The organism is Reyranella massiliensis 521, assembly GCF_000312425.1.
Classification (GTDB): Bacteria; Pseudomonadota; Alphaproteobacteria; order Reyranellales; family Reyranellaceae; genus Reyranella; species Reyranella massiliensis.
The window spans coordinates 1,744,688-1,770,906 of the sequence record NZ_HE997181.1; the positions used below are offsets into that span (position 1 = coordinate 1,744,688).

The 26,219-nt window shown below is 65.9% G+C and carries 33 protein-coding genes; 18 read left to right on the forward strand and 15 right to left on the reverse strand.

What is annotated here, in order from left to right:
* Positions 1–4 precede the first annotated feature (4 nt).
* The 3 genes from hydA to BN60_RS08540 are packed head-to-tail and all read left to right on the forward strand — an operon-like array spanning position 5 to position 3,066.
* The gene (gene hydA, locus BN60_RS08530) at positions 5–1,474 is read left to right on the forward strand and encodes a dihydropyrimidinase (protein ID WP_020695603.1); all 1,470 of its coding nucleotides are present in this window, start codon (positions 5–7) and stop codon (positions 1,472–1,474) included.
* Between the two features lie 13 nt (positions 1,475–1,487).
* Entirely contained in the window at positions 1,488–2,438 is a 951-nt protein-coding gene (locus tag BN60_RS08535; protein ID WP_020695604.1) for an N-carbamoyl-D-amino-acid hydrolase, read from the forward strand.
* 1 nt (position 2,439) lies between these two features.
* Entirely contained in the window at positions 2,440–3,066 is a 627-nt protein-coding gene (locus BN60_RS08540; protein ID WP_020695605.1) for a flavin reductase family protein, read from the forward strand.
* Positions 3,067–3,069: 3 nt separating this feature from the next.
* Here BN60_RS08540 and BN60_RS08545 read toward each other — a convergent pair whose 3' ends face one another.
* Positions 3,070–3,744: an aspartate/glutamate racemase family protein gene (locus BN60_RS08545; RefSeq protein ID WP_020695606.1), complete on the reverse strand. Its 675-nt coding sequence runs from the start codon at positions 3,742–3,744 to the stop codon at positions 3,070–3,072.
* Positions 3,745–3,853: 109 nt separating this feature from the next.
* On the opposite strand from BN60_RS08545, the gene BN60_RS08550 reads away from it, so the two are divergent.
* The 4 genes from BN60_RS08550 to BN60_RS08565 are packed head-to-tail and all read left to right on the forward strand — an operon-like array spanning position 3,854 to position 6,814.
* Entirely contained in the window at positions 3,854–4,705 is an 852-nt protein-coding gene (locus BN60_RS08550; RefSeq protein WP_020695607.1) for a transporter substrate-binding domain-containing protein, read from the forward strand.
* 9 nt (positions 4,706–4,714) lie between these two features.
* On the forward strand, positions 4,715–5,458 hold the full coding sequence (locus BN60_RS08555; protein WP_020695608.1) for an amino acid ABC transporter ATP-binding protein: 744 nt from the start codon (positions 4,715–4,717) through the stop codon (positions 5,456–5,458).
* The gene (locus BN60_RS08560) at positions 5,458–6,138 is read left to right on the forward strand and encodes an amino acid ABC transporter permease (RefSeq protein WP_020695609.1); all 681 of its coding nucleotides are present in this window, start codon (positions 5,458–5,460) and stop codon (positions 6,136–6,138) included. The genes BN60_RS08555 and BN60_RS08560 overlap by 1 nt, the downstream gene beginning before the upstream one ends.
* Positions 6,139–6,148: 10 nt before the next feature.
* Positions 6,149–6,814, forward strand: a complete 666-nt coding sequence (locus tag BN60_RS08565) for an amino acid ABC transporter permease (RefSeq protein WP_020695610.1) — start codon at positions 6,149–6,151, stop codon at positions 6,812–6,814.
* Here BN60_RS08565 and BN60_RS08570 read toward each other — a convergent pair.
* Positions 6,811–7,095 (reverse strand): MliC family protein, encoded by a 285-nt coding sequence (locus BN60_RS08570; protein ID WP_020695611.1) that lies wholly within the window; start codon positions 7,093–7,095, stop codon positions 6,811–6,813. The genes BN60_RS08565 and BN60_RS08570 overlap by 4 nt on opposite strands.
* 189 nt (positions 7,096–7,284) lie before the next feature.
* On the opposite strand from BN60_RS08570, the gene BN60_RS08575 reads away from it, so the two are divergent.
* Positions 7,285–8,253: a Bug family tripartite tricarboxylate transporter substrate binding protein gene (locus tag BN60_RS08575; RefSeq protein WP_020695612.1), complete on the forward strand. Its 969-nt coding sequence runs from the start codon at positions 7,285–7,287 to the stop codon at positions 8,251–8,253.
* A gap of 63 nt (positions 8,254–8,316) precedes the next feature.
* Positions 8,317–8,670 carry a hypothetical protein gene (locus BN60_RS08580; protein WP_020695613.1) on the forward strand — a complete coding sequence of 118 codons (354 nt, stop codon included), beginning with the start codon at positions 8,317–8,319 and terminating at the stop codon, positions 8,668–8,670.
* A gap of 25 nt (positions 8,671–8,695) precedes the next feature.
* Here the strand turns inward: BN60_RS08580 and BN60_RS08585 are convergent, their stop codons facing one another.
* Together BN60_RS08585 and BN60_RS08590 are read right to left on the reverse strand one after the other, a co-directional pair.
* Complete coding sequence (locus BN60_RS08585) at positions 8,696–9,067, reverse strand: hypothetical protein (RefSeq protein WP_020695614.1); 372 nt, start codon at positions 9,065–9,067, stop codon at positions 8,696–8,698.
* Between the two features lie 105 nt (positions 9,068–9,172).
* Positions 9,173–9,490 (reverse strand): hypothetical protein, encoded by a 318-nt coding sequence (locus tag BN60_RS08590; protein WP_020695615.1) that lies wholly within the window; start codon positions 9,488–9,490, stop codon positions 9,173–9,175.
* Positions 9,491–9,678: 188 nt separating this feature from the next.
* Here BN60_RS08590 and BN60_RS08595 point away from each other — a divergent pair, with 188 nt between their 5' ends.
* On the forward strand, positions 9,679–11,199 hold the full coding sequence (locus BN60_RS08595) for an amidohydrolase family protein (protein ID WP_020695616.1): 1,521 nt from the start codon (positions 9,679–9,681) through the stop codon (positions 11,197–11,199).
* Here BN60_RS08595 and BN60_RS08600 read toward each other — a convergent pair.
* The 4 genes from BN60_RS08600 to BN60_RS08615 form a co-directional block, all read right to left on the reverse strand.
* Positions 11,196–11,531, reverse strand: a complete 336-nt coding sequence (locus BN60_RS08600; protein ID WP_020695617.1) for a DUF2628 domain-containing protein — start codon at positions 11,529–11,531, stop codon at positions 11,196–11,198. The genes BN60_RS08595 and BN60_RS08600 overlap by 4 nt on opposite strands.
* A 68-nt stretch (positions 11,532–11,599) precedes the next feature.
* On the reverse strand, positions 11,600–12,169 hold the full coding sequence (locus tag BN60_RS08605; RefSeq protein ID WP_020695618.1) for an NnrU family protein: 570 nt from the start codon (positions 12,167–12,169) through the stop codon (positions 11,600–11,602).
* Between the two features lie 46 nt (positions 12,170–12,215).
* The gene (locus tag BN60_RS08610; protein ID WP_043283753.1) at positions 12,216–12,521 is read right to left on the reverse strand and encodes a hypothetical protein; all 306 of its coding nucleotides are present in this window, start codon (positions 12,519–12,521) and stop codon (positions 12,216–12,218) included.
* Positions 12,522–12,589: 68 nt separating this feature from the next.
* The gene (locus BN60_RS08615) at positions 12,590–12,979 is read right to left on the reverse strand and encodes a hypothetical protein (protein ID WP_020695620.1); all 390 of its coding nucleotides are present in this window, start codon (positions 12,977–12,979) and stop codon (positions 12,590–12,592) included.
* 152 nt (positions 12,980–13,131) lie between these two features.
* On the opposite strand from BN60_RS08615, the gene BN60_RS08620 reads away from it, so the two are divergent.
* The gene (locus tag BN60_RS08620; protein WP_148283357.1) at positions 13,132–13,686 is read left to right on the forward strand and encodes an MORN repeat-containing protein; all 555 of its coding nucleotides are present in this window, start codon (positions 13,132–13,134) and stop codon (positions 13,684–13,686) included.
* Positions 13,687–13,717: 31 nt separating this feature from the next.
* Here the strand turns inward: BN60_RS08620 and BN60_RS08625 are convergent, their stop codons facing one another.
* Genes BN60_RS08625 through bamE form a run of 4 tightly spaced genes read right to left on the reverse strand, consistent with a single transcriptional unit; the run spans position 13,718 to position 16,104 of the window.
* Positions 13,718–14,251, reverse strand: coding sequence for a chromate transporter (locus tag BN60_RS08625; protein ID WP_020695622.1), 534 nt, complete (start codon positions 14,249–14,251; stop codon positions 13,718–13,720).
* On the reverse strand, positions 14,248–14,814 hold the full coding sequence (locus tag BN60_RS08630; RefSeq protein WP_020695623.1) for a chromate transporter: 567 nt from the start codon (positions 14,812–14,814) through the stop codon (positions 14,248–14,250). Before BN60_RS08630 ends, BN60_RS08625 begins: the two co-directional genes overlap by 4 nt.
* Positions 14,811–15,761 (reverse strand): hypothetical protein, encoded by a 951-nt coding sequence (locus BN60_RS08635; protein WP_020695624.1) that lies wholly within the window; start codon positions 15,759–15,761, stop codon positions 14,811–14,813. Before BN60_RS08635 ends, BN60_RS08630 begins: the two co-directional genes overlap by 4 nt.
* A 31-nt stretch (positions 15,762–15,792) precedes the next feature.
* Positions 15,793–16,104, reverse strand: a complete 312-nt coding sequence (bamE, locus tag BN60_RS08640; RefSeq protein ID WP_177324786.1) for an outer membrane protein assembly factor BamE domain-containing protein — start codon at positions 16,102–16,104, stop codon at positions 15,793–15,795.
* A gap of 116 nt (positions 16,105–16,220) precedes the next feature.
* Between bamE and BN60_RS08645 the strand changes: the two genes are divergently transcribed.
* Genes BN60_RS08645 through BN60_RS08660 form a run of 4 tightly spaced genes read left to right on the forward strand, consistent with a single transcriptional unit; the run spans position 16,221 to position 19,418 of the window.
* Entirely contained in the window at positions 16,221–17,432 is a 1,212-nt protein-coding gene (locus tag BN60_RS08645; protein ID WP_020695626.1) for a pyridoxal phosphate-dependent aminotransferase, read from the forward strand.
* Positions 17,433–17,439: 7 nt separating this feature from the next.
* Positions 17,440–18,213, forward strand: a complete 774-nt coding sequence (locus BN60_RS08650; protein ID WP_020695627.1) for an ABC transporter ATP-binding protein — start codon at positions 17,440–17,442, stop codon at positions 18,211–18,213.
* The gene (locus tag BN60_RS08655; protein ID WP_020695628.1) at positions 18,210–19,007 is read left to right on the forward strand and encodes an ABC transporter permease; all 798 of its coding nucleotides are present in this window, start codon (positions 18,210–18,212) and stop codon (positions 19,005–19,007) included. Before BN60_RS08650 ends, BN60_RS08655 begins: the two co-directional genes overlap by 4 nt.
* A 30-nt stretch (positions 19,008–19,037) precedes the next feature.
* A complete protein-coding gene (locus BN60_RS08660) occupies positions 19,038–19,418 on the forward strand; it encodes a hypothetical protein (protein ID WP_020695629.1) in 381 nt (126 codons plus the stop codon).
* On the opposite strand, the gene BN60_RS08665 is transcribed toward BN60_RS08660, so the two are convergent.
* Complete coding sequence (locus BN60_RS08665) at positions 19,415–19,924, reverse strand: GNAT family N-acetyltransferase (RefSeq protein ID WP_020695630.1); 510 nt, start codon at positions 19,922–19,924, stop codon at positions 19,415–19,417. The genes BN60_RS08660 and BN60_RS08665 overlap by 4 nt on opposite strands.
* Positions 19,925–20,794: a penicillin-insensitive murein endopeptidase gene (gene mepA / locus BN60_RS08670; protein WP_020695631.1), complete on the reverse strand. Its 870-nt coding sequence runs from the start codon at positions 20,792–20,794 to the stop codon at positions 19,925–19,927.
* Here mepA and BN60_RS08675 point away from each other — a divergent pair.
* Genes BN60_RS08675 through BN60_RS08685 form a run of 3 tightly spaced genes read left to right on the forward strand, consistent with a single transcriptional unit; the run spans position 20,793 to position 23,786 of the window.
* Entirely contained in the window at positions 20,793–21,596 is an 804-nt protein-coding gene (locus BN60_RS08675; RefSeq protein WP_020695632.1) for an enoyl-CoA hydratase/isomerase family protein, read from the forward strand. The two genes, mepA and BN60_RS08675, sit on opposite strands and share 2 nt — an antisense overlap.
* A gap of 12 nt (positions 21,597–21,608) precedes the next feature.
* Positions 21,609–22,445: a TauD/TfdA dioxygenase family protein gene (locus BN60_RS08680; RefSeq protein WP_020695633.1), complete on the forward strand. Its 837-nt coding sequence runs from the start codon at positions 21,609–21,611 to the stop codon at positions 22,443–22,445.
* Between the two features lie 24 nt (positions 22,446–22,469).
* Positions 22,470–23,786, forward strand: coding sequence for a hemolysin family protein (locus BN60_RS08685; RefSeq protein ID WP_020695634.1), 1,317 nt, complete (start codon positions 22,470–22,472; stop codon positions 23,784–23,786).
* On the opposite strand, the gene BN60_RS08690 is transcribed toward BN60_RS08685, so the two are convergent.
* On the reverse strand, positions 23,783–26,218 hold the full coding sequence (locus BN60_RS08690; RefSeq protein ID WP_020695635.1) for a penicillin acylase family protein: 2,436 nt from the start codon (positions 26,216–26,218) through the stop codon (positions 23,783–23,785). The genes BN60_RS08685 and BN60_RS08690 overlap by 4 nt on opposite strands.
* Between the last annotated feature and the right edge of the window lies 1 nt (position 26,219).

The window sequence follows — 26,219 nt, forward strand, 5'->3', positions numbered from 1 at the left end:
GGACATGGCCGACTACGATTTGATCGTCCGCAACGCCAAGATCGTCACCGCCGAACGCCAGATCGAGGGCGATATCGCCGTCAAGGGCGGGCAGGTCGTCGAGATCGGCCCCGACCTCAAGGGCAAGGGCACGCGCGAGATCGACGCTGGCGGCAAGTTCGTCCTGCCGGGCGGCGTCGACAGCCATTGCCACATCGAGCAGAAGTCCGGCATGGGCGTGATGTGCGCCGACGATTTCTACACCGGCACCGTCTCCGCCGCCTTCGGCGGCACCACGACCGTCATTCCCTTCGCCGCCCAGCATCGCGGCATGTCGCTGCGTCAGGTGGTGAAGGACTATCACGAGGCAGCGACGCCCAAGGCGGTGATCGACTATGCCTTCCATCTGATCGTTACCGATCCGACGGAGCAGGTGCTGGGTCAGGAACTGCCGGCGCTGATCCGGGACGGCTACACCTCGTTCAAGATCTACATGACCTACGACGCGATGAAGGTCAGCGACTACCAGATCCTGGACATCCTGGCACTGGCCCGCCGGGACGGCGCGCTGGTCATGGTGCACGCCGAAAACCACGACATGATCCAGTGGCTGGCGCATCACCTGATCGAGCAGGGCCATGGTGCGCCGAAGTTCCACGCCATCGCCCATGCGCGCGTTGCCGAGGCTGAGGCGACCAATCGGGCCATTTCGCTGGCGCGTCTGGTCGATGCGCCTCTGCTGCTGGTGCACATGTCGGAGGTCGAGGCCATCGAGACCTTGCGCCAGGCCCAGAAGAAGGGGTTGAAGATCTTTGGAGAGACCTGCCCGCAGTACATCGCACTGACCGCCGACGATATGGACAAGCCCGGCGTCGAAGGCGCCATGTGGTGCTGCAGCCCGCCGCCGCGCGATTCGGAGGCACAGGAGGCAGTCTGGGCCGCGCTGAAGGACGGCACCTTCCAGACCTTCTCGTCGGATCACGCGCCGTATCAGTTCAACGCCGGCGGCAAGATCCCCAAGGGCGACAAGACCACCTTCAAGGAAATGGCCAACGGCGTGCCGGGACTGGAAATCCGCCTGCCCATCCTCTTCTCGGAGGGCGTGCAGAAGGGCCGCATCACCCTGCAGCAGTTCGTGGCGCTGACCTCGGCCAACCACGCCAAGCTCTACGGCCTCTATCCGCGCAAGGGCACCATCGCCGTTGGCTCCGACGCCGACTTCGCCATCTGGGACGCCGACAAGGATGTCACGGTCCGCTGGAAGGACCTGCACGACAATGTCGGCTACAGCCCTTACGAAGGCCGCCAGCTCAAGGGCTGGCCGATCACGGTGGTGAGCCGCGGCCGGGTCGTGGTCGAGGACGGCAAGCTCAACGCCGAGCGCGGCTCCGGGCAGTTCCTGCCCTGCGCGTCGCCCGATTCCGCCAAGCCGCAGGGCCAGACCGCGCCCGAACTGCAGGCCATGTCCCGCTTCGGCCTGAAGCCACTGTTTTAGAGGAGAGAAGAACGTGTCCCGTCGTCTGAAGGTCTCGTCCGCCCAGCTCGGGCCGATCCATCGCGCCGACAGCCGCGCGAGCGTGGTCAAGCGCATGATGGAGATGCTGAAGGAGGCCGACAGCCGCGGCTCGAAGTTCGTGGTGTTTCCGGAACTGGCGCTTACGACCTTCTTCCCGCGTTACTGGATGGAAGACCCGAACGAAGTCGAGAAGTACTTCGAGAGCCAGATGCCGAGTCCGGAGACCTTGCCGCTGTTCGAGCTGGCGCGCTCCAAGGGCATCGGCTTCTACCTGGGCTATGCCGAGCGCACCGAGGAGGGCGGCAAGCCGCACCACTTCAACACCTCGATCCTGGTCGGGCCCGATGGCCGGCTGGTCGGCAAGTACCGCAAGGTCCATCTGCCGGGCCACGACGATCATCGTCCGAACGTGCCGTACCAACATCTCGAGAAGAAATACTTCGAGGTCGGCGATTTCGGCTTCAACGTCTGGAAGATGTTCAAGGAAGACGTGATCGTCGGCCAGTGCATCTGCAACGACCGGCGCTGGCCCGAGACGTTCCGCGTCATGGGTCTGAAGGGCGCCGAGATGGTTGTGCTGGGGTACAACACGCCGAGCGACAACGTCTATGCGCCGCACGAACCGCCGTATCTGCGCGTGTTCCACCACATGCTGTCGCTGCAGGCCGCGGCCTACCAGAACGGCATCTGGGTCGTGGCCACCGCCAAGGCCGGCAAGGAAGACGGCTTCTGGCTGCACGGCGGCTCCGTGATCGTGGCGCCGACCGGCGAGGTCGTTGCCAAGGGCACGACCGAGGAGGACGAGGTCATCTCCTACGACTGCGACCTTGCGCTCGGCGAGTACATCCGCAACACCACCTTCAACTTCGCCAAGCACCGCCGGCCGGAGCACTACAAGCTCATTGCCGAACGAGCCGGCGTCAAAGTGGAGCCGAGCAACTGACATGCAATACGCCGCCGCCGACGTGAACCACCACGACCGCTACAAGATCCTGACTGCCTTCGTGCTGCCGCGTCCCATCGCCTGGGTGACGACGCTTGGGCCGACCGGCGTCGTCAATGCAGCACCCTTCAGCTTCTTCAATGTCTTCGCCGAAGACCCGCCGCTCTGCATGTTCGCCATCAACAAGCGGCCCGACGGGCGGATCAAGGACACCTGGACCAACATCGAGCGCACGGGCGAATTCGTCGTCAACCTGACCGACGAGCCGCTGGCGCGCGTGATGCACGATTCGAGCGGTGACTTCCCGCCGAACGTCGGCGAGCCCGACTATCTCGGCCTGAAGCTCGCGCCGTCGGTCGACATCAAGGTGCCGCGGCTGGCCGATGCGCCGTGGTCGATGGAGTGCAAGACCTGGCAGGTCATCAACGTCAAGGACGACCGCCAGCTTGTGATCGGCGAGGGGCTGCGCTTCCACATCCGCGATGAGCTGTGGGACCCCAAGGCAATGCGCGTCCATATGGACAAGTACCATCCGGTCGGCCGCATGTTCGCCGACCGCTACTGCCGCACCGACGACCGGATGGAGTTCCCCGCGGCGCCGGTCGTGAAGGCCGAGGCGGCGGAGTAGGGGTCAGCCCCAGGCCAGCCTGGCTCGCCCGATCGCCATCGAGACGGCAGCCTGGCTGGGCTCGACGACGGGGAGGCCGACATGGCGCTGCAGCCGGTCGCGGTAGCGCGCCATGCCGGCGCAGCCCATGATCAGCACGTCGGCGCCGTCCTCGTCGCGCAATTCGGCAGCGACCTCGGCCATGCGGCTGAAGGTGCGCGCCTCGTCGCTGAGTTCGACGACGCCGAGCCCGATGGCGCGGTCGCCGGCCATGCGGTCGTTCAGCCCCATCTGTCCGACATAGCGCAGGTGGCGTGGGATCGATTTGCGCAGGATGGAGATCACGCCGAAACGCTGGCCGAGCGTTAGCGCGGTCAGGATGCCGCACTCGGCGATGCCCAGGACCGGCTTCAACGTCAGTTCGCGGGCGGCATGCAGGCCCGGGTCGGAATAGCAGGCGATGACGAAGGCCGAGCAGTCGTTGTCGCGCTTCCTGACCATCGCACCGATCGGGCCGACGACCTGTTCGGCATGCGCCTGGCTTTCGATGCCGGGCGGACCCTCCTTCAGGGTGACGCACTCGATGACGGGGCCGCCATTGATGCGCAACGGGTCCATCGCGACATCGATGCCTTTGGTCACGGCTTCGGTGGAGTTCGGGTTGATGACCAGGATACGGTCGGGTTTCGGCTCGGGCATGTCGCCGAAGATGGCCTCTAAATTGCTATTCAACAATGGCTGATCTAACGTCGCGGCCTGGGGAAAATGGGCCGGAAATGGCCCGAGGAAAAGGGAAGGAAGGCTTCAAATGTTGCATCGCCGTCTGGTCGCGTTCACCGTTGCTGCGCTGATCGCTGCAAGCCCTTCGCTGGCGCAGGACAAGAAGCCGCCGCTGCGCACCGGCGTCGACGGGACCTTCGCCCCGCACGCCATGCCCAAGCTGGGCGGCGGCGTCGAAGGGTTCCAGATCGACCTGTTCAACGAGGTCGCCCGGCGCATGAAGCGCGAGATCGTCATCGACGCCGTGAGCTTCTCGACCCTGATCCCGGGCATGCAGGCCGGCCGCTACGACTTCATCGCCGCGCCGACCACCGTGACCAAGGAGCGGGCCGAGAACATGCTGTTCACGGCGGGCTACATCTGGACCTCCTTCCAGTTCGGCATCAAGAAGGGCAGCGCGCCGATCAAGGGCTGGGAAGACCTCAAGGGCAAGGCCGTCGCCGTCAACAAGGGCACGCCCTACGAGAAGCTCGCCAAGGAGATGGGCGAGAAGCACGGCTTCACCGTGCAGGTCTACGACACCCAGCCGGACGCCACGCAGGCCGTGCTGTCGGGCCGCGCCTACGCCACCCTGGGCGGCAACACCACGATCGTCTATGCCGCGTCGAAGAACCCGCAGTTCATTGCCGACCTCGAGCTCAAGGAGACGCGCGCACACTGGGCCGCGCCCGTACCGAAGAACAATCCGCAGCTTCGCGCCGAGCTGCAGGATGCACTCGATTGCATGAAGAAGGACGGCACCATCGCCAAGCTGTCCGAGAAGTGGTTCGGCAAGAAGCCCGACGCCGACGACCTCGCCGTGGTGATCACGCCTGGCTACGGCGTGCCGGGCATGCCGGGTTACGATCCCACGCCCCACGAACTGAAGTGCGGTAGCTGATCAGGGACAATGGTCCAAAAGCACATCGTAGAAGCTCGTGGCATCCACAAACATTTCGGCCCCCTTCATGTCCTGAAGGGGGTCGATCTCCAGGTGGATGAACGCGAGCTGGTGTTCGTCATCGGACCGTCGGGCTCGGGCAAGTCGACTTTGCTCCGCTGCCTCAACCGGCTTGAGGAGCCTTCCTCCGGTTCGGTGGTGGTCGACGGCATCGACATGCTCGACCCCAGGACCGATATCAACCATGCCCGCCAGCGGATCGGCATGGTTTTCCAATCGTTCAATCTCTATCCACACATGACGGCGCTGGGCAACGTGACCCTGGCGCTGCGCAAGGTGGCGGGCAAGAGCCGAGCCGAAGCCGATGCGCTCGGGCGCCAGGCGCTGGAGCGGGTCGGGCTCGCCGACCGCGCCGACCATACGCCGGGCCAGCTCTCCGGGGGCCAACAGCAGCGGGTCGCCATCGCGCGCTCCATTGCGCTGGAGCCGCGGGTCATGCTGTTCGACGAGCCGACCAGCGCGCTCGATCCCGAACTGGTGGGCTCGGTGCTGGAGGTCATGCGGTCGTTGCGCGAGACGGGCATGACCATGATCGTCGTCAGCCACGAGATGGGCTTTGCCCGCAACGCCGCCGATCGCGTGGTGTTCATGGACGACGGCCTGATCGTGGAGCAGGGGCCGCCGGCCGCCATCTTCGAGAGCCCGACCCACGAGCGCACGCGGGCGTTCATCGGGCAGATCCAGAGACACTGATGAGTGGTTGGGACCGTTTCGTCGAGACCTTCTTCAACGCGAAGGTCATGGCGAAGTATCTGCCGGACATCCTGTCGGGAATGGTGGTCACGATCGAGCTCGCGCTCCTGATCGTCGTCACCGGCCTCGCGGCGGGCCTGGCGCTTGCGCTGTTGCGTTCGCTCGGCATCCGGCCGCTGAACTGGCTGATCATCTTCATCGTCGACCTGTTCCGCTCGCTGCCGCCGTTGGTGATCATCGTCCTGATGTATTTCGGGCTGCCCTATGCCGGGCCGTCGCCGTCGGGCTTCGTCTCGACCTGGCTGTCGCTCGCCCTGGTGCTGATGGCCTTCTCCGAGGAGATCTTCTGGGCCGGCATCACGTCGATCCATCGCGGCCAGTGGGAGGCCTCGCGCTCGACCGGGCTGTCCTACGGCCAGACCCTGTTCAACGTGATCCTGCCGCAGGCCTTTCGCCTCACGATCCCGCCGCTCACCAACCGCACCATCGCCATCACCAAGGGCACGGCGCTGGGCACGGTCGTGGCCGTTACCGAGATCCTGGGGCAGGCGAGTTCGGCCGTGTCGAATTCCTACAATCCGTCGCCGCTGATGATGGGAGCCGCGGCCTATATCGTGCTGTTCTTCCCGGTGGTCGTTGCCGCCCGCTGGATCGAAACCAAGTTCGCCTGGAAGCGGTGAGGGCGACGCGATGATCCAGACCTTCTTCAATCCCGAGATCATCGTCGCGGCCTGGCCGATCGTGATGTCGGGCCTGTGGAACACGATCCTCCTGTCGCTGATCGTGGTGCCGCTGGGACTGCTGGGCGGGCTGATCCTGGCGCTGCTGGCGTCGATCCGCCATCCGCTGGTGCGCTGGCCGCTGATGGCCTGGGTCGATTTCTTCCGCGCCTTCCCGCCGCTGGTGCTGCTGGTTCTGCTGTTCGCCGGCCTGCCTTTTGCAGGGCTGGAACTGGGCGGCTTTGCCTGCGTGGCCATCGCCTTCTTCCTCAACACCGGCTCCTACTACGGCGAGATCTTCCGTGCCGGCATCGATTCCGTACCCGCCGGCCAGGTCGAAGCGGCGCGCTCGACGGGCCTCAGCCGCATGCAGGCGATGCGCTACGTCGTGCTGCCCCAGGCCGTGCGCAACGTGCTGCCCGACCTGCTGTCCAACACCCTGGAGGTGGTGAAGCTCACCTCGCTGGGCAGCGTGGTCGCCGTGCCGGAACTGCTCTACGAGGCGCGGCAGGCGCAGAGCGTCACCTACAATCCGACACCCATCGTCATGGCGGCGGTGATCTACTTCCTCATCCTGTGGCCGGTGGTCCGGCTGCTCAGCCGCCTGGAGAACCGCGCGCTGGCGGGTCGCCGCTAGCTCTTCGCGGCGACGCAGCCGGTGTAGGTCATCGTCTTGCCTTCTTCGACGAAGGCGGTGTCGCCCTTGCCCCAGAACACGAAGGATTCGTCGGCGTTGGCGTAGCGAATGCCCGAGCCCGAGAGGGTTTGCGGCACGCTGAGCTTCCGACCATCGCTCAACGAGACGTCGACGCGGCCGCCAGGGATCGGCTGGCCGTTCGGCGCCGTACGTGTCGGGCCGTTGAAATACTCGGCGGCGATCGTCTTGTTCTGCGCACACGTGTAGCGAACGCTCGCCACGGGCTGCTCGGCCGCTGCTGGTTTGACCGGAGAGCCGCTGCTGCAGGCGGCGGCAGCGGCGCAAGCCAGTGGCAGGAGAGATCGAACTGTCGCTCTGCGCATGGTCATCGTCTCCCGGGCTGGATCGTCGACTGCCTATCCCATAGCCTACATCGAACGGCGACACATAACGCCAGGGAGGAACTACCGATGCATTGGATCGTCCGCATGCTTGCGGGCTGCCTGCTGGCCTTTGGTCTCGTCCAGCACACCGCAGCGCAAACCAACTGGCCCGAGAAGCCCGTGAAACTGGTGGTCGGCTTCACCGCCGGCAGCGCCACCGACGTCACCGCGCGCCTGTTCGCGCAGAAATTCACCGAAGCCTGGGGCCAGCCGGTGGTGGTCGAGAACATTGCCGGTAATTCCGGCGCCATCGGCGTCGATCGCGTCGCCAAGGCGGCGCCCGACGGCTACACGCTGATGTGGTCGGGCAATGCCGCCATCACGATCCTGCCCAGCATGCAGGCACTGCCTTTCGATCCCCTGAAGGACCTGACGCCGATCTCGACCTCGCTGGTCATGCCGTCGGTCTTCGTGGTGAACAACGATCTGCCGGTGAAGTCGATTGCCGATCTGATCGCCTATGCCAAGGCCAACCCCGGCAAGCTCTCCTACGGCACGCCGGGCGTCGGTACGCCGCAGCATATCGCGGGCGAACTGTTCGCCCATCTCGCCGGGATCAAGATGGAGCATATCCCCTACCGCGGCGCCAACCTCACCGACGTGATGAGCGGTGTCGTGCCGGTGGGTATTCAGAACGCAGGTGCCGCCATGCCGCTGGTGCGCGACGGCCGGGTGCGCGGCATTGCCGTCACGTCACTGAAGCGCACCGCTTCGGCACCCGATCTGCCGACCTTGGCGGAGCAGGGCTTTCCGGGATTCGAGGCGACGTCGTGGTTCGCGCTGATGGGACCGGCCGGACTGCCCAAGCCCATCGTCGACAAGGTGCGGGCGGAATCGCTGAAGGCGCTGGCCGATCCGGAACTGAAGAAGAAGATTGCCGCGATGGGTCTCGACCTGGTCGGCAGCACGCCCGAGGAGACCCGCGCGGCCATCGCGGCCGACATCCCGAAGTGGGCCAAGGTGATCAAGGACGCGGGCATCAAGCCGGGCCAGTAGACAGTACGGCTGGCCGGCTCCGGCCGCGAGGAGTAGGATTGCACGATCGCAAGGGGATCGTGCATGTCGGGCAGATCCATCCTCATGGCTGTTGCGCTCAGCCTCTGGTTTCTCATCTCGGTGGTCGTCTTTGCGACCGTGGCCTATGTCGGCTTTATTGGCGTGGGCGTCGTCGGCCTCTTGATGTGGGGCATCTGGACGCTGGTCGAGTTCGATACCGACGCTCCCATGGAAAGCGAGCTTTCGGCCGGCCTTCTGGCCCGTCAGGTCCAGGCGAAGGCGGGGCGGTCGAGCAACGAACATCCGTCTTCGTTGGACGAACGGCTGCTCGCCACACAATCCGTACGCCTCTACCGCAATCTCGGGGCGGCGCTGATGGTGGTCGGTTTCGGCGGGTTCCTGCTTTTCCAGGTCTGACCCTCACTCGATCACTACTCGCCGATCACCATTCCTCGATCATTTGCCCGTTGGGCAGGATGGTGACTTTCTTGGGCACGCCCTGCGGGCGTGTCGGCACGGCATCGCGCGTGACGTCGGCCTTCCACGAACCGTCCGGCCGCTGCTGGAGCCGCTGGACCTTGTAGTCCTGGCTCTGGATGCGGTCGCGCGTCATGGATTGTGTATTGGGATAGGGCGCCGGGGGTGCCATCACGGGCGCGGGCGGCGGGGTCGGGGGCGGCGGCAGGGCGCCGGGCGACATCGTTTCGGGCATTCGACCGGCATTGCCGGCCGAACCTGGTGGGAGCTGGGCAAAAGCGGTCCCCGCGGCCACGACCATCGCCACCAGAGTGGCGGACATTGGAATGAGGCGCATGGGACATCATATGGGACGTCCCGGCCGCTTCGCCAGAGGCGCGAAAACGGGGCACCCCACCGGAGTGGGGCGCCCCGCCATCCGCGGGCAGCGAGGGTGTGGCGCCTACTGCTCGCGAATCTTTCCGGTCGAGTCGACCATCACCGCGACCTCGGCATTGTTCTTCATCGCCGTGCCGCTCCAGTTGCCGGCATTGTCGCGCTTGAGCTTCTTCACGCCGGTATAACCCTTGGCTTCGAGCGCGGCCTTGGCCGCCGCCTCGCCGGCTACCGGCTTGGTGGCCGGCGTGCCGCTTCCGGGCATGGTCGTCGTGCCGCCCGGCGCGCTCGGCGTGGTACCGGGCTGCGTCGTCGTCTGGGCGTAGGCGGCGCTGCCGATGCCAGCGGCTGCGATCAGGGCGAGCGTGGCGAAAGTGGTCCGCATGTTGATCGTCCTCCTTCGAGGGTTGAGAGGGGTAGGTGGGCTGCCCGGACTCAACGTCGTCGCGCGCGCATGTGTTGCATCGAAAATCGCCGGCGACGAATGAAGCGCGACCCGTGCTAGGAGAGTGTTCGACGGCGCACTGCACGATGGCGCCACGACGGCGCACTGTACGACGGAGGACGAACGACATGGCGAAGGCGGCAATGACTGTGATCCGTGGCGGCCGCGTGCTCGATATCAAACGTCACGCGGCGCCCAAGGCCGACATCCTGGTGAAGGACGATACGATCGTCGAAATCGGCAGGCCCGGTCTTGCCGCACCGCCCGCGGCAACGATGCTCGATGCGCGCGACCGATTGCTGCAGCCGGGATTGATCAACGGCCATACGCACAGCCATGGCAATCTCGCCAAGGGCATGATGGACCGCATCACGCTCGAACTGCTTCTGACGGCCAGTCCCTATATGAGCGGTGCGCGCACGCTGGAGGACAAATATCTGTCGAGCCTGATCGGCGCTGCCGAGATGGTCCTGAAGGGATGCACCGCTGCCTACGATCTCGCGGCCGAGTTTCCGATGCCGACGGCCGAAGGGCTCGCGGCGATCGGCCAAGCCTATGCCGATATCGGCATGCGCGCGACCCTGGCGCCGATGGTGGCCGACACCAGTTTCTTCGAGGCCATTCCCGGCCTGATGGATCGCCTGTCGCCGTCGCTGCGGAAGGAGGTCGAGCGCTATCGCCTGGCGCCCTATAAGGCGAGCGTGGCGCAGATGAAGAAGGCGCTGCACGGCTGGAAGCTCGCATCGAAGGGCGTGCAGCTCGCCGTGGCGCCCACCATCCCGCATCACTGCAGCCGCGAATTCCTGCTGGCCTGCCTGAAACTCTCGAAGGACTACGGTACGGGCCTGCACAGCCATGTGGCGGAGTCCAAGGTGCAGGTGATCGCGGGTTACCAGCTCTACGGCCGTTCGCTCGCCGCCTACATGGATTCGCTGGGCCTCGTCGGACCCGACTTCACCGTCGCGCATGGCGTGTGGCTCGACGGCGACGACATGAAGCTGCTCGGCGATCGCGGCGCCTCGGTCTCGCACAATCCCGGCTCCAACATGCTGCTGGGCAACGGCATCGCCGACATGCGCGGCATGCTCGATGCCAAGGTGAACGTAGGCATCGGCACCGACGGCGCGAGCTGCTCGGACAATCAGAACATGTACGAGAACATGCGGCTCGCCTCCATGGTCTCCAAGGTGCAGGGGCCGGATCGGCAGAACTGGATCTCGACGGAGGAAGTGCTCGAAGCCGCGACCGCGGGCAGCGCGCGCGCTCTGGGGCTGGGCGACCGCATCGGCAAGCTCGAAGCCGGCTACAAGGCCGACATCGTGTTCCTGGATCTCGGCCACGTGAACTGGATCCCGTTCAACGATCCGACCAACCAGATCGTGCATACCGAGGACGGCTCGGCCGTGCATTCGGTGATGATCGGCGGGCGCATGGTAGTCGAGAACCACAAGCTTCTCACCGTCGACCTGGCGCAGATTGCCAGGAAGGCCGAGAAGACGCGCGAGCGGCTTGCCAAGGGCCGCGCGCCGGCGAAGGCGCTCTACGACAGGCTGGAGAAGGTCGTGGGGACGTTCTGTCCGGGGCTGGCCAAGCAGCCTCTACACATCGACCGCTACGCCGGCGGCCACCATCACGGCCATGCGCATTAGGCGCGATACTCTTCCCAGCCTCTGCGCCGATAGCCGTAGCGCACAAGGCCGACCGCGACGATGCCGTTCAGGGCGAAGGCGCCGATCACGATGGCGAGCATTGTGATCAAGCCCGGCAGGGAGGAATCGAACAGATAGACGGAGAAGGCGAGGCCGACGATGGCGCCTACGGCGATGCCCGCCATCATGAGCAGCATCACGATGGCCAGAGAGTAGAGCCGGTTCGCCACGAGGTAGAGCGGGCCGCCCAGCGCGCCCCAGAAATACGCTCTCCGATTGAGGACGCGCACTTCGTCCGTAGCGGGATTGTCCAGTCGATAGCTTTTCAGCACGCAGTCACTTCCGGCAGTCGAGAGCGCGACGCTAGCATGGGTAGTAAAGAGAAGCCAACAATGCGACCTCAGGCTGCCGTCACGCCGATCAGGGAATCGTGCAGCCAGAACATGAGGAAATAGGCGGCCGTCCCGAGCGCGACCACCAGCGCATCGTTGCCCGACCAGCCGACCTGTGGAGCACCGACGTCACCCCGCCGCTTCAGCGAAATGCGGTCGTAGACTGCCCAGGCCAGCAGTCCGCCGAACAGCAGGATCGAACCGAGATCGCCGTTCACCAGCAGGTGCGATAGCGCCCAGGCCTTCACGGCGACCAGCATGGGATGGCGCAGCAGGGACTTGATGCGGCTGGGCGGCGAGTAGGTGGCGACCAGCGCCACGAAGGCGAACCACAGGAGGAACAGGGCGATCGGATGGAAGATCGCACGTGGCGGGTTCCAGACCTGGATGTAGCCCGAGCCGCGATAGGCGCCGAAGCCCACCACGATCAGCACCAGGCCCGCCAGCGAGACCAGCGAATAAAGGCCCTTGTAGGGACCTTCGCCCAACCGTCCGATCAAAGCGGCCCGGGAGTTGCGCAGGGTGCCGAACGTGTGGGCGCCGAGGAAGAGTGCGAGACCGAGAACGAGCCATACCATGCCGCTGTCTTAGCACGGCTCGCCCGTGGAGGCTGAGTGCCTCCTGCTATTGCGACATCTGCGTGACGAGCCCGGTCGAATCGACCGAAACGGCGACTTCCTCGTTGTTCTTGGTCGCTCGTGCCCGCCAGCTGCCGTCGTTCTGACGCTTCAGCTCCTTGATGTTGGTATAGCCGCTGGCTTCGATCTGGGCCTGCGCCGAGGTGGCGCTTTGCGCCGTGCCGGGCATGCCGGCCGGCGGCACCGACGGCGTCGTCGCGGTGCCGGGCGACGTGGGTGGCGTGCCTGTTTGCGCCAACACCAGAGAAGTGGAGGCCAGAAGGGCCGCGGCCGCCAATAGGACAGGTTTCATGGAAGGCACACTCCACATTACTGATGCCTATCAATAATGCGGGGCGCCTCCCAACGTTGCATGCGGCCTCAGCCAAGATCCTCGGTCGATGCCTTGAAGGCGTAGCCGGGATCGCATCCCATGACCTTCCGGAAGGTCTCGTCGACCAGACGGGCAATGGCGGCGGGCTGGTTGCCGCCCGTTCCGACCGTGGCGAAGGCATTGGCATCCCAATCGACCAGCGCGAGGTCGAGATCGTGCAGGGTCTCGAGCGCGCCGCTCAATTCGAGACGGCTGAGCGGATCGTCGGCGTAGGGGTAGGGCGCCAGGTTGATGGTTTCCGCCATGACCTGGATGGAGACATCCATGCCTTCGGCATTCACCGCTTCGAGAGTGCAGCAGAGCATGCCGCCTTCGTTCTTTTCACTGTAGATGTCGCCTATCGCGGTGGCGATTGCCGCCGCCTGACCCTCGCTCATCGTCTCTTTCCTTATCCTTAATAGTCATGGCCGGAGGGGCGCCTCAGCCTGAAAATGCCCCGCCGTCTCCATGATTCAGCCGCAGACGGGGGCAACTGTCTCAGGCGTAGCGCGTTCCATTTCGACGGTCGAGGGGGCCGTTGAGGGGTATCGTGAAAATTTCGCTAGTGCTCATATCGTCAGCTCTCGCACTGACAGTTCTTCCCGCCGCGGCTCAGCAAATTGCCGCTGCGAAGGCGGATTGCGTCGCCGATGAACCCGATCCCGTCCAGATCAGTTGGGATGCACCGTGCGAGCAGGGAAACTGGCTGTTCGAGCCGGGGGTGGGTTGCCGCATGTGGGACTGGCATCCCGACCTCGACGACAAAGCGAGCTGGACCGGCTCCTGCCGCGGTGTCTTGAAGGAAGGGACGGGCGTCGTGCAATGGACGGAGCACGGCCAGCTCATCGACCGCTTCGAAGGAACCTACCGCAACGGCCGTCGCGAGGGTGTCGGGCGCTATAGCTGGACGCCGACCGATTGGTTCGAGGGGACCTACGCCAACGACGTTCCCAACGGTCCCGGCACGGTGAAGCTGGGCGGCGTCACCCTCTCGGGCAACTGGCGCAACGGTTGTCTGGCCGTGGACGACAAGGTCGTCGCCATCGGTGTTTCCCGCGCAAGCTGCGAGGACATTCCTCGGAAAACGGCCGACCTGAAGAAATAGGCCGGCCGACAGGTCGTCAGCCCAAGCCGAATCAGCCCAAGCCGAAATAGTGCATCCCCATGCCGATCAGTCCGGCAGCGACGATCGGGTAGGCGGGGTTTATCTTGGTTCGCCACAGCAACAGGAAGACCGCGAGGCCGATGGCGCCGTAGAAGATATCGGTGATGGCGCCGATGCCCATGATGATCGCGCCGGCCAGCACCAGCCCGACGGCGACGGAGCCGAGGCCCGTCTGGATCGCCGGCCGCCAGCGCCAGGTGGCAAGGTGCGTCCAAAGACGGCCCACCGCGAAGGTGAGCAGACCCGTCGGCAGGAAGAACGCCACCAGGGCGACGATCGCCCCCGGGATGTGTCCCACCACGGCGCCGATCGACGCCACCATCATCATGTTGGGGCCGGGCGAAAGCTGGCCCAGGCTGTAGAAATGCAGAAGCTCGGGGAAGGTCACCCAGTGGTAGGTGTTGACCGTGAGTTCCTTCAGTTCGGGGAAGGCCGCCATGCCGCCGCCGATGGTCAGCAGCGACAGGTAGGAGAAGACGACGGTAAGGTCCCAGAGCTGTTTCATCGCGGGGTCTTGTCCCGAGGCCGATGCCACCAGATCGCGACCGCACCGGCCACGAGCAGCGCGACGGGGACGGACACCTTGAAGAAGGCCACCGCAGCGGCCGTTGCGGCAACGAACAGATAGTCGGCCGGCGTCTTCAGCACCTTGGCGCCGAGCTGCACCATCACCACCAGGATCAGGCCGACCGCACCGGCGGCGATCCCGTGCAGGAAGGCTTTCGACCAGGGATCGTCGCCGCCGATGCCGTAGGCGAAGGCCGCGCCCGTCATCAGGACCGCGCCGGGCAGGCACATGCCCAGCGTCGCGACCAGCGCGCCCATGCCGCCGCGCAGCCGATCGCCGACCAGGATCGACATGTTCGTGGCGTTGAGGCCGGGCAGGGTCTGGCTGATCGACAGCAGCTCAACGAAGGTGACGTCGTCGAGCCAGCGTTGGCGGATGACCAGGCCGGTGCGCAGGTAGGCGACCACGCCGCCGCCCAGGCTGGTGGCACCCATCACCAGGAAGACCCAGAAGAGCTTTCCCAGCGACGGCGGAGCTGCAACTTGAGGGGCGGCGCTCATTCGTGGGCTTGAGGCGGGTTGCCCTTGAGGCGATAGACGGCGCCGGTCTTGGTGGTGGTGAGCGCGAGCCAGTCGCCGGCGACCTGCTGCAGTTCCAGGAAGAACCGCTCGCAATGGTTCAGCGCCTTGTGGCTGATGTCGTCGGGGCCGGCGAAGCGGAGCTGGAAAGCGAACTCGCCGACGAAGGCATGGTGGTCGCCGCGCGAGCGCCACAGACCGAGATTGGCCGTAGCGGCCGTGCGGTGTCCGAAGTCCAGCGTGCAGATGTCCTGCAGCAGTTCCTCGACGATGGTCTGGTTGACCAGCGAGACGTCGTCGGGCCCGTCGCACGAGATCGACGACAGCGCCGGGAAGATCTTGGCAAGCTCGGGCAGCGACATGTGGCCGAGCGACGACATGACGATGCGTGCCGCCTCCGGAGCCTGGCTCAGGCCGAACTCGACATTGTGCGAGAGCAGCCGCCGCAGCCCGCCGATCTTCTCCTTGAGCGGCATGACTTCGAGCTTGAACTTGATCTTGTACTTGCCGTCGATCTTCGGCCGCACGTCCAGCGCCTGGGCCTTGGCCATGTCGTCGCTGCGGTACTTGAAGACGATCTCGGGATCGCCGATGGCGAAACCGTCCTCGTAGGCGATGCGCCGGCGGACGATGAAGGCATTGTTGTAGAGGTGGTAGCCGCCGGTATCGAGGAACAGGACCTCGCGCACCTCGGGCCGCTGCATGAACTTGGGCGTATGCTGGAAGCCGACGCCGGTCGTCTCGGCGGCGCGCTGTACGAGGGCTGCGAATTCCTTGAAGACGCGTGCGGAAGTGAAACGGTCAGGCTTTAGGATCAACTTGCACTGCAGATAGCCTATCTCGTCGCAGCGGCGTCCGTCCGCGTAGGTGCTCGCCTGACGCTCGCCCAGCCAGGTCGCGATCTGGCCGTCTACATGATTGTGATGCATTCCTGCTCCCCTGGTGCAGGGTATCGTGCGTTCACTGTCCTGTCATCTGTGCAGCGTTGGGTTGGTCGGCCCGGCCGAACGTTTCGACCTTTCCGTCGGTGAAGCAGACGTAATAACGGTCCGACATGGTCCAGGGCGTGCGCTGCCAGAAGTCCTTGAGGACGGTGTAGTAGGAGCATTCCTTGCCGGGCGAGTAGGCCGAACTTTCCGACGGGCCCAGGACGGCCTGGACCTGGTCGCGGCTCATCCCGGCATGCAGCCGCTCGACATTGTCGCCGTGTACGCAGGCGCCCAGTAAAGCCGCGAGCAGCACGGCGGAAAGCGGAGCGATGTAGGGCTTCATCTCCTTCTCCATATGCGATCATCCATAAGCGATTAGTCAGGTTTGGTCTGGCCGCCAACAATTGTCGGGCAGGTGGATGGCTGGCGCAATTCCAGACGATGCGCTAGGTCGGAAGGATGCAAGATCAGACCAGATTTGTCGCGCCGGGCATTGCTGCCTCGCTGAGCGGCGCCACTGCCGGCATGCCCGATACCCCCATTTCGGAAGTGGCGATGTCGGTCTTTGGCGATCCCGATGTCGTGCCGCTGTGGTTCGGCGAAAGCGATCTCGTGACACCCGATTTCGTGCGCGATGCTGCGGCCAAGGGGCTGCAGGCCGGCGAGACGTTCTATACGTGGCAGCGCGGTATCCCCGAACTGCGGGCCTCGCTCTCGGCATATACGGAGCGGCTCTATCGCATCAAGTGCCCGGCCGACCGCATCACGGTGACGACGGGCGGCATGCAGGCCATCCTGCTCACCTGCCAGCTCCTGCTCGATCCTGGTGACAACGTTGTGATCGTCTCGCCGATCTGGCCGAACATCACCTCGGCCACCAAGCTGGTCGGCGGCGAGCCCAGGTATGTCGCGCTGGACCGCACCCCGACCGGCGGCTGGAAGCTCGACCTCCAGAAGGTCTTCGATGCCGTCGACGCCCGCACGCGCGCGATCTTCGTCAACTCGCCGGGCAATCCGACGGGCTGGACGATGACGGCGGACGAGCAGCGCGCGCTTCTCGATTTCGCGAAGAAGCGTGGCCTCTGGATCATGGCCGACGAGGTCTATGCGCGGCTGATCTACAGCAAGCGGCCGGACGGGCGGCAGATCGCTCCGTCATTTCTCGAACAGGCGGGGCCGGACGATCCGCTGATCGTGCTCAACAGCTTCTCCAAGCCCTGGGCGATGACCGGCTGGCGGCTGGGCTGGCTCACGCATCCCGCGCAGCTCGGCGACCAGTTCGCCAAGCTGGTCCAGATCAACACCTCCGGCATACCGGGCTTCCTGCAGCGCGGCGGCATCGCGGCGGTCGAGAAGGGCGACGCCTTCGTCGCCGAGATGGTCGAACGCTGCCGTGCCGGTGGCGAGCTGGTGTTCCAGCGGCTGTCGGCCTTGCCGCAGGTGACGATCTCGCGGCCGGAGGCGGCCTTCTATGCCTTCTTCTCGGTCGACGGCGTGACGGATACGCTCGCCTTCTGCAAGACGCTGGCCAAGAAGTACAAGGTCGGCCTCGCACCGGGTGAAGCGTTCGGGCCGGGCGGCCAGGGCAACATACGCCTCTGCTTCGCGTCCAGCGCAGAGCGGCTCAGCAAGGGCCTGGATCGCATCGAAGCGGCGATCAAGGCAGCATGATGCCGGCATGGCGAATATTCCTTCCATCGAGGTCCAGCACCTCCGCAAGGTGTATGGCGAGGTCGTCGCCGTCGACGATCTGACCTTCTCCGTGCCGCGCGGCACGGTGCTCGGTCTGCTGGGCGGCAACGGCGCCGGCAAGACGACGACGATCGCGATGCTGCTGGGCCTGCTCGAACCGACGGCCGGCAGCATCAATATCCTCGGCATCGACATGCTGAAGCGCCGCTACGCCGCGCTGCCGCGCATGAACTTCTCATCGCCCTACGTCGACCTGCCGCATCGGCTGACCGTGCGGCAGAACCTGATGTTCTACGGCGGCCTCTACGGTGTGAAGGACCTCAAGGCACGGATCGTCGAGGTGGCGCGCCAGATGCAGGTCGAGCCGTTCCTCGACCGTCAGGCGGGCAAGCTGTCGGCCGGGCAGAAGACGCGCGTGGCGCTGGCCAAGGCGCTGATCAACAGGCCTGACGTGCTGCTGCTCGACGAGCCGACGGCGTCGCTCGATCCGGACACGGCCGACTGGGTGCGCGGCTATCTCGAGGAGTATCAGCACGAGACGAACGCCACGATCCTGCTAGCCTCGCACAACATGGGCGAAGTCGAGCGGCTCTGCGACGACGTGATCCTGCTGCAGTCGGGCAAGGTCTTCGAGCGCGGCAGCCCGCGCGAGCTGATCGAGCGGTTCGGCCGCGAGGACATGGAGGAGGTGTTCCTCGACATGGCGCGCGGCCGTGGCCGTGGGCTCGACGCCCTGAAGAAGCCGGGAGGAACGCCATGAGCGGTTCGCTGCGCCGGATCTTTGCCCTGGTCATGCGCCACATCCATCTGTGGAGCGGATCGGTAATGCGCATCGTCGATTCGATCTACTGGCCGGCCGTGCAGATGGTCATGTGGGGCTTCCTGACTCAGTTCCTGGCCAACCAGACTTCGTATGTCGGCCATGCCGCTGGCGTGCTGCTGGCGGGCCTGCTGCTGTGGGAACTCGTAGTGCGCGGCAACCTCTCGCTCAGCATCGCCTTCCTGGAGGAGATGTGGTCGCGCAATCTCGGCCATCTCTTCGTCAGTCCCATTCGGTCGTGGGAGATGGCGGCGGGCATCGTGATCGTGGCGCTGCTGCGCACGTTGCTCGGCATGGTGCCGGTGTCGCTGCTGGCCTGGGCCTTCTTCGGCTACTCGATCTACACGCTTGGCCTGCCGTTGATCGCCTTCTTCGTGATCCTGCAGATGTTCTCGTGGTCGATCGGGCTCGCCATGTCGGGGCTGGTGATGAGGGTTGGCCAGAGTGCGGAAACCTTCGCCTGGGCCGCCGTCTTCATCCTGATGCCGGTGAGCGGCGTCTACTATCCGATCTCCGTCCTGCCGCACTGGCTGCAGGTCATCGCCTGGGGCGTGCCGACCTCCTATGTCTTCGAGGGCATGCGGTCGATCCTGGCGGAGGGCACGGTGCACTGGGATCTGATGGCGTTCGCCTTCGGCCTGTCGATCGTCTATCTGGTCGTAGGCTTCCAGGTGTTCCAGTGGTTCTTCCGGTCCTCGCGCCGGGCAGGGTCGCTGCTGGGACAGGGGGAGTAGAGCAGGGTCGACCGTTCATCGAGGTGAGTGATGTCCAAGCACGCTGTGTTGCCCGTCCTGATCGCGCTTGCCGCCGCAGCCTGCGTCACGACAACCTCCCAGACGCCGCCGACGCCGAAACCGGCCTGGACGAACGTCTACACCGTGCCGCTCGACGCCATGGTGAGCTGCCTGTCGCAGCCGGCCGGCGAGGGCTTCGTGGTCGCCCAGACGCCGCCGCCGCAACCGGGTGTCACCGCTATTTCCTATGTGCCGCGCAGCGCCCCGCAGGCCGAGTCGCGCTATCTCGTGAGCCGCGTGCCCGACGGCACGATCCAGGTGAGCTGGCAGCGGCTGGGCAGCGTCGGCGGCCTCGACTGGCTCGACGTCCAGGCCCGCGAGCGCGCCAATCGCTGCGGCGGGACGTCCTAGGATCGCTGCGGCAGGCGCAACGCCATCAGGACTTCGTTGACGTAGCCGGACGACGTCTTGAGGGCGCGGGGTTCCGTGCCATAGGCGGTGAATCCGAATTTCGTGTAGAGCGCGATCGCGGCGTCCTTGCCTTCGACGACCGTGAGCGTGAGCTGCTCGACGACGTCTTGCGCCGCTTCGATCAGCGCGGCGAGGAGCGCCGATCCCGCGCCGCGGCCCTGCCAGGCAGGCTCGACGTAGAAGCCCCAGACGACGGCCTTGTGAGAGACCTTCGGGCCGGCTTCCTGCCTGAACCCGGCCATGCCGACGATGCGTCGGTCATCGAAAGCGCCGAAGACGACGGACGCGGAGAGCCCGTCGGCGAACGCGCTGACCGGCCGCGCGGCCTCGATCTCGTAGGTCGATCCAAACGCCGCGGGCGCGGTCTGCAGCGCAGCAAGGCGAATGGTGCGGAACGCCTCGGCGTCGGACGGCTGGAGGCGGGCGATCCTGAACGAGCCTGTCATCTAGCGCGCGTTGAGGACGGCCTGGCAGGCAGGGGGCAGCTTCGGGCGATAAGGCTTGGGTGGGCCCGGCGGCGGCGGCGGGGGCGGCGCCTTGCGGAACCACGACTCCAGCGCTTCACCGCAACCGTCGTCGTCGGAATAGGTGGCCTGGGGCTGGCACTGCGGATTGCCGGGCGGGCAGTGGAGCCGGACGTGGAAATGCGAGTCGTGACCGTACCAGGGCACCAGCTTGCGCAGCCAGCTCCTGTTGCCGGTCGCCGTGTTGCAGATTCGCTGCTTGATCCACTTGTTCACGAACATGCGGTCGAGGTTGGGCATCTCGGCGGCCGTGCGCAGCAACAGGACGTGCTGCTGGGAGAACACCGTGTCGTCTATGCCGCTGTCGTCCGGAAGTACCAGCGAACGCAGGCGCGGGTTCTCGCGCTCGCCGGGCGCACGCCGCGTGCCGGGCTGGCGCTCGAACCAGATGTCGGCATCGAGGCCGACCTGATGGCTGGCATGGCCCGAGGGCGCGGGCCCACCACGCGGCTGGCCGAGGTCGCCAATATAGAGATGCGCCTGGCCGGCAGCGCGTATCCTTTCGGCGAGCGCGGTGATGAAATCGACCGTGACGGGCTGGCCCCAGTAGCGATTGCGGCTGACGCGAATAGCCTCGTAGCCCGGGCCGTCGAGCGGCAGCGCCTGGGCCCCTTGCAGGCAGCCTGCAGTATAGAAGCCGATGGATTGGGGCGGGCCGGGCGCCGGCGTGGTGGCAGTGGCCCAGTCATTCGCCGCCGCTTCGGCAGCCATCGAAAGGAAGCCCGCGAGCAGCGGAATGACGAAACGCATCATCTTGTTGGCAGGATAGTCGCTCGTTAAGACTTTGCCCATGGCCGACTATGCTTTCCTGAAGCTCGAACGTCGCGACGCCGTGGCATGGCTGACGCTCAACCGGCCGGAGCGCCGCAATGCGCTGACCCACGGCATGATGCTGGAACTCGAAGACGCCTTTGCGCGGGTCGCCGACAACCCTTTCTGCCGCGTACTGGTGATCCGCGGCGCGGGCGGGCACTTCTGTGCCGGCGGCGATCTCGATGCCATGGCCGACATGCCGCCGCGGCCGTCGAACGGCGCGGAAGATCCGCTGCTCCCGGCCTATCGGCAGTTCGGCAACGCGCTGCTCGCCCTCGATTCCATGCCGCAGGCGACGATCTCCGTCGTCGAAGGCTCGGCGGTAGGCGGTGGCTTCGGCATGGCCTGCTGCTCCGACGTCGTGGTGCTGCACCAAAGCGCGCATTTCGGTGTACCGGAACCGAAGGTAGGCTTCATCCCCTCGCAGATCATTCCTTTCCTGGTGCGCCGTTTGGGCGAGGGGCCGATGCGCGATCTCGCGGTGACAGGCCGCGTCATCGACGCCGCCGAGGCTCATCGGCTGGGAGTGGGCCGTTACCTCTGCCGGACAACGGAGGAGGTCGACGCGACGCTCAAGGCCCTGCTCGACGACATCCTCAAGATGGAGCCGGTGGCCCTCGCGGCCGCCAAGCATCTGGTACTGTCGTGCGCGACCCGGGACGATCGTTCGGTCCTCGACGCCGCGGCGGAAAGTCTGGTCGGCCTGCTGCGACGGCCGCAGGCGGCCGAGGGCATCAAAGCATTCAAGGCCAAGGCGTCGCCGTCTTGGAGCAGGGGTTAGAGGGGCAGAGCCATGCGCAACTATCGCCACATCGAGGTCAGGCCGATCGCCGGTGCGCTGGGCGTGGAGATCCACGGCGTCGACGCCTCGCGCGACCTGGAAGCCGATGTCGTGGCCGAGATGCGCCAGGCGCTGCTCGACCATCTCGTGATCTTCCTGCGCGGGCAGACCATGACGCCGCTGCAGCAGCTCGCCTTTGCGCGCAAGTTCGGCGAGCCGATCGAATATCCGCAGCTGAAGGGCCTGCCCGAATCGCCGATGATCACGCCGGTGGTAAAGCTCGAACACGAGCGCAACAATTTCGGCGGCATCTGGCATTCCGATACCACCTACCTGCCGCAGCCGCCGATGGGCAGCATGCTGCTGGCGCGCGAAGTGCCGCCCTATGGCGGCGACACGATGTTCGCCAACCAGTACCTCGCCTACGAGGCGCTTTCGGAAGGGCTCAGGGCGACGCTCGACGGGTTGATCGGGGTCAGCTCCTCGGCCAAGGCCGACGTCTCGAAGACCCGAGAGGACCGCATGAAGGCGGCGGGGGCCGAGCTGAAGGAGCTGACGGCCGAGCATCCGATCGTGCGCACTCATCCCGAAACCGGCCGCAAGGCGCTTTACACGTCCGACGCCCACACCTCGCACATCAAGGGCTGGACGGAAAAGGAGAGCCTGCCGCTGCTGAGGTTCCTGTGGGAGCACCAGACCCGGCCTGAGTTCACCTGCCGGTTTCGCTGGGAGGCGGGCTCGCTCGCCTTCTGGGACAATCGCGCGGCCATGCACAATCCGATCAACGACTATCACGGCCACCGTCGCGTGATGCACCGCATCACGCTTGCCGGCGACAAACCCAGATAGCGACGACCTGAACTGGAGCAGACAATGTCCGACATTGGCGGTTTGATCGCCGTTCTCGTCCTCGTCGCCGCCAACGGATTTTTCGTCGCTGCTGAATTCTCCCTTGTCGCCGTCCGCCGCAGCCGCGTCGTCGAACTGATGGCGGAGGGCCGGATGAACGCCAAGGCCCTCGACAAGGCGCTGGGCAGTCTCGATGCCAATCTGGCAGCGACCCAGCTCGGCATCACCATTTCCTCGCTGGGGCTGGGCTGGGTCGGAGAGCCAGCCCTCGCTCACCTGATCGAACCGCTGCTGGGTCAGACTTTGGGGACCTGGACCGGGGTCGGTACGTACAGCATTGCCGTTGCCATCGCCTTTATCGTGATCACAGCGCTCCACATCGTGCTGGGCGAACTGGCGCCCAAGAGCCTGGCCCTGCAGCGCAGCGAGGGAACGGCGCTCTGGGTGGTGCGGCCGTTGACGGCTTTCCTATGGTTGCTGCGGCCGGCGATCGTCGTGCTGAACGGCCTCGGCAACCTGGTGCTGCGGCTCTGTGGCCTGCGGCCCGGCACAGGCGAAGAGTCGCTTCATTCGGCGAGCGAGCTGAAGCTGCTGGTGGCGGCCAGCCAGGATGCCGGCCTCCTGCAGGCGGCCCAGGAAGAGGTCGTGATGCGTGCCCTAGATGCCGGCAACCGGCGCATCGGCGACATCATGACCCCGCGCACCGAAGTCGACTGGATCGATTTCGACGACAGTCACGAAGAGGTCGTGAAGACGCTCCGCGAGAGCCGGCACGAGCAGCTCCTCATCAGCCGCGGCAACATCGACGAGCTGGTGGGCGCGGTTTCCAAGCGGCACCTCCTGAACCAGCTCCTGGCCGGCAGCCCGCTCGATCTCGAAGCCGTCATCGGAAAGCCGCTGCTGGTCCACGAGTCCACGCCGGTGTTCAAGGTGCTCGACGAATTCAAGCAGGCGCCGGTGCGGCTGGCCGTGGTGGTCGACGAGTATGGCGGTCTGGAAGGTATCGTCACGCAGGCCGACCTTCTGGAAGCGCTGGCCGGCGAACTGCCGGAAACGGATGGCGGCCAGCCGGATGTCCAGGAACGCGCCGACGGCTCGCTGCTGATCGACGGCATGGCGCCGGCCGGCGACATCTTCAATCGGCTGGCCCTGGCGGCGCCTTTGACCAGCGGCCGCTTCCATACGGTGGCGGGCTTTGCGCTGTCCCAGCTCGGCCACCTGCCAGTGGCGGGCGAGAAGTTCACCTACGAAGGATGGTCCTTCGAAATCGTCGACATGGACGGCCGCCGCATCGACAAGCTCCTGGTCCACCGGGAAGTGCCGCCGATCGACGAGGCCTAACGCTGCGGCGGGGCGAGGGTAATCGTGCCGATGGCGGTGCGGGCGGTCTCGGCGCGCGTGCCGCCGATCCCGATGTAGGAAAGACTCTGCCAGCTCTCGACGAAGTTGCGTGCCCAGGGCGAGAGCATGTTGCCCGACTGGCCGAGCGGCATCGCGAAGCGGCTGTTTTCGAGATCGCTGAAATCGTAGATGCCGCGATAGCCGGCGCCATGCACGGCATCGAATGGCCGGTTGCCGCGATAGGAGGGCGAGGCGCGGTTGAGCGTCTGGCTGCCACCGTCCGAGACGAAGCGCACCGACGCGAGGTTGCCGAGCAGCGGGATGCGGTCGAACAGGGGATGGCGGTGCACAGCGAGATGCTCGGCGCCCCATTGCCACTTGGACATGTCCGGCCCGTTGCGGCGGCTGATCCAGTCCAACGCCCGTTCCAGGGCGAGGGCGACGGCATCGTCGCACGTCTCGGTCTGCAGCGTACCGCCATCGTCGCACCAGCCCGGCTTGTCGCGCAGGATGCGGACCATCAGGGGTACGTTGGGTGAGGCGAGGGCGTCGAACAGAGGCTCGCCCAGTTCGTCGGCCAGCAGGCCGCGCTGCAGCTCGGTGATCCAGGCGCTGTAGATCAGCGGCTCGGGACGGCTCGCCAGCATGAAGCGGTTCCAGCGGCCGAGCAGCTCGTAGGCCCGCGCCGCGCGCGCGTTGCGCGGGGCCGCCCGCAGCAGGAACGGCAGGATGTCGTTGACGTCGAGCGACAGATTGTCGGCCTGCATGACGATCATGCCATAGACCGGATGACGCTCGACCTCGCGCAGAAGCTGATCGGCACGACGCTGGCGATAGGGCTCGGCCCAGTCCTTGCTGATGAAATGGCGGTAGTCGTCCGGGACGAGGCGGGCATTGGCGTTGACGATGAGGCCGGCCGGCGGATTGTAGACGCGCGGCAGCTCGTCGAATGGCACGAACCCCGCCCAGTCGTATTCCCCGGTCCAGCCCGGCACCGGCATCGAGCCGTCGCCCTTGCGGCGGATCGGCACCTTGGCCGGCGCGATCAGGCCGATATTTCCCGACGTGTCGGCATAGACCATGTTCTGCATCGGCGAGCCGATGCGGCGCGCGGCCGCGAGGAAATCCTCCCAGTTCTGCGCCATGCCGAGGCGGCCGAAGCCCTCGGCCGACGTATCCGCGCCGTCGAGCGCGGTCGCCTGCAACGCCAGCACATGGCCCTGCGGCGTCATGCCTTCGGTACGGCGGATGAAGTCGTCGATCACCGGCCCGTGCCGCGTCTCGCGCACGCGCATCGTGACGGGATCGCCCCAGGCAACCTTGATCGTCTCCTCGCGCACGCCGAAGGAGCGGGCGCCGTCCGGCGTGATGTAGCGGTTGGGGTCGGTCGGATCGACCCTCTCGACGAACACGTCCTGGCTGTCGAGGTTGGTGGTGGTGAAGCCCCAGCCGATCGTGCCGTTGTGGCCCAGCACGATGGCGGGCGAGCCTGGCGAGGAGGCGCCGCGAATGTCGAAGCCCGGCCCGACCAGCCGTGCGAGATACCAGACGCCGGGGAAGGAGAAGCCGAGATGCGGATCGTTGGCCAGCAGCGGCTTGCCGGAAACCGCGTGCGCGCCCGACAGCACCCATTCGTTGGAGGCCTCGCGCTTGCGCGTGGCGGTGTTGTCGGTCTCGGCATAGAGACGGTCCAGGTCGATGTTCCGCACCGCCTGCAGCACCAGCGAGAGCGTCGAGTCCCGGCTGTCGCCCGCCGGCTCGATCAGGAACTTCACGCCGTCTTCGCCGATCTTGTTGGCGAGGCGCAGCCGCAGAAGCTCGGCCCGCCAGTTGCCGTCGAGGCCCAGCGCCATCAGCTTGGCCCAGACCAGCGAATCGGCCGGTCGCCACGGTTCGGGCCGGTAACGGCCGCCGGACAGCAGCTTGACCACGGTGAGTTCCAGGCCGAACTGCTGGCCCTCGCCGGAGATCCAGGCGTTGACACCCGCGGCATAGGCTTCGATCTGGCCGCGCATCGCAGGCGAAAGCGCGTTCACGCTCTCCGACGCTTTACGATAGACGCCGAGGCCGCGCATCGTGCGGTCGCTTTCGACCAGCCCGCCGCCGACGAGGGCAGGCGGCACGAGTTCGGCAAGGCGGCCTTGGCCCAGCCGCCGCATCAGTTCCATCTGCCAGAAGCGATCCTGCGCGTGGACATAGCCCAGCGCGAAGGCCGCATCTTCGAGCGAGCCCGCGATGATGTGCGGCACGGCATTCTTGTCGCGCTGTATTTCGACCGGCGCCTTCAGGCCCGATGCTTCGAGGTGGCCGCTATAGGACGGCAGCGCGCCGCGCACCTGGAAATAGGTACCGAGCAGGACGACGGCGAACGCCACCACCAGGCCGACCAGGAACTTGCCCAGGCCGGCGGCAACACGCAGCAACGCCCGCACT

Excerpts from the sequence above, each read along its gene's own strand:
- hydA (WP_020695603.1), top strand. The coding sequence starts at position 5 with ATGGCCGACTACGATTTGATCGTCCGCAACGCCAAGATCGTCACCGCC.
- BN60_RS08540 (WP_020695605.1), top strand. The coding sequence starts at position 2,440 with ATGCAATACGCCGCCGCCGACGTGAACCACCACGACCGCTACAAGATC.
- BN60_RS08545 (WP_020695606.1), bottom strand. The coding sequence starts at position 3,744 with ATGCCCGAGCCGAAACCCGACCGTATCCTGGTCATCAACCCGAACTCC.
- BN60_RS08550 (WP_020695607.1), top strand. The coding sequence starts at position 3,854 with ATGTTGCATCGCCGTCTGGTCGCGTTCACCGTTGCTGCGCTGATCGCT.
- BN60_RS08555 (WP_020695608.1), top strand. The coding sequence starts at position 4,715 with ATGGTCCAAAAGCACATCGTAGAAGCTCGTGGCATCCACAAACATTTC.
- BN60_RS08560 (WP_020695609.1), top strand. The coding sequence starts at position 5,458 with ATGAGTGGTTGGGACCGTTTCGTCGAGACCTTCTTCAACGCGAAGGTC.
- BN60_RS08565 (WP_020695610.1), top strand. The coding sequence starts at position 6,149 with ATGATCCAGACCTTCTTCAATCCCGAGATCATCGTCGCGGCCTGGCCG.
- BN60_RS08575 (WP_020695612.1), top strand. The coding sequence starts at position 7,285 with ATGCATTGGATCGTCCGCATGCTTGCGGGCTGCCTGCTGGCCTTTGGT.
- BN60_RS08580 (WP_020695613.1), top strand. The coding sequence starts at position 8,317 with ATGTCGGGCAGATCCATCCTCATGGCTGTTGCGCTCAGCCTCTGGTTT.
- BN60_RS08585 (WP_020695614.1), bottom strand. The coding sequence starts at position 9,067 with ATGCGCCTCATTCCAATGTCCGCCACTCTGGTGGCGATGGTCGTGGCC.
- BN60_RS08590 (WP_020695615.1), bottom strand. The coding sequence starts at position 9,490 with ATGCGGACCACTTTCGCCACGCTCGCCCTGATCGCAGCCGCTGGCATC.
- BN60_RS08595 (WP_020695616.1), top strand. The coding sequence starts at position 9,679 with ATGGCGAAGGCGGCAATGACTGTGATCCGTGGCGGCCGCGTGCTCGAT.
- BN60_RS08605 (WP_020695618.1), bottom strand. The coding sequence starts at position 12,169 with ATGGTATGGCTCGTTCTCGGTCTCGCACTCTTCCTCGGCGCCCACACG.
- BN60_RS08610 (WP_043283753.1), bottom strand. The coding sequence starts at position 12,521 with ATGAAACCTGTCCTATTGGCGGCCGCGGCCCTTCTGGCCTCCACTTCT.
- BN60_RS08615 (WP_020695620.1), bottom strand. The coding sequence starts at position 12,979 with ATGAGCGAGGGTCAGGCGGCGGCAATCGCCACCGCGATAGGCGACATC.
- BN60_RS08625 (WP_020695622.1), bottom strand. The coding sequence starts at position 14,251 with ATGAAACAGCTCTGGGACCTTACCGTCGTCTTCTCCTACCTGTCGCTG.
- BN60_RS08630 (WP_020695623.1), bottom strand. The coding sequence starts at position 14,814 with ATGAGCGCCGCCCCTCAAGTTGCAGCTCCGCCGTCGCTGGGAAAGCTC.
- BN60_RS08635 (WP_020695624.1), bottom strand. The coding sequence starts at position 15,761 with ATGCATCACAATCATGTAGACGGCCAGATCGCGACCTGGCTGGGCGAG.
- bamE (WP_177324786.1), bottom strand. The coding sequence starts at position 16,104 with ATGAAGCCCTACATCGCTCCGCTTTCCGCCGTGCTGCTCGCGGCTTTA.
- BN60_RS08645 (WP_020695626.1), top strand. The coding sequence starts at position 16,221 with ATGCAAGATCAGACCAGATTTGTCGCGCCGGGCATTGCTGCCTCGCTG.
- BN60_RS08650 (WP_020695627.1), top strand. The coding sequence starts at position 17,440 with ATGGCGAATATTCCTTCCATCGAGGTCCAGCACCTCCGCAAGGTGTAT.
- BN60_RS08655 (WP_020695628.1), top strand. The coding sequence starts at position 18,210 with ATGAGCGGTTCGCTGCGCCGGATCTTTGCCCTGGTCATGCGCCACATC.
- BN60_RS08660 (WP_020695629.1), top strand. The coding sequence starts at position 19,038 with ATGTCCAAGCACGCTGTGTTGCCCGTCCTGATCGCGCTTGCCGCCGCA.
- BN60_RS08665 (WP_020695630.1), bottom strand. The coding sequence starts at position 19,924 with ATGACAGGCTCGTTCAGGATCGCCCGCCTCCAGCCGTCCGACGCCGAG.
- BN60_RS08675 (WP_020695632.1), top strand. The coding sequence starts at position 20,793 with ATGGCCGACTATGCTTTCCTGAAGCTCGAACGTCGCGACGCCGTGGCA.
- mepA (WP_020695631.1), bottom strand. The coding sequence starts at position 20,794 with ATGGGCAAAGTCTTAACGAGCGACTATCCTGCCAACAAGATGATGCGT.
- BN60_RS08680 (WP_020695633.1), top strand. The coding sequence starts at position 21,609 with ATGCGCAACTATCGCCACATCGAGGTCAGGCCGATCGCCGGTGCGCTG.
- BN60_RS08685 (WP_020695634.1), top strand. The coding sequence starts at position 22,470 with ATGTCCGACATTGGCGGTTTGATCGCCGTTCTCGTCCTCGTCGCCGCC.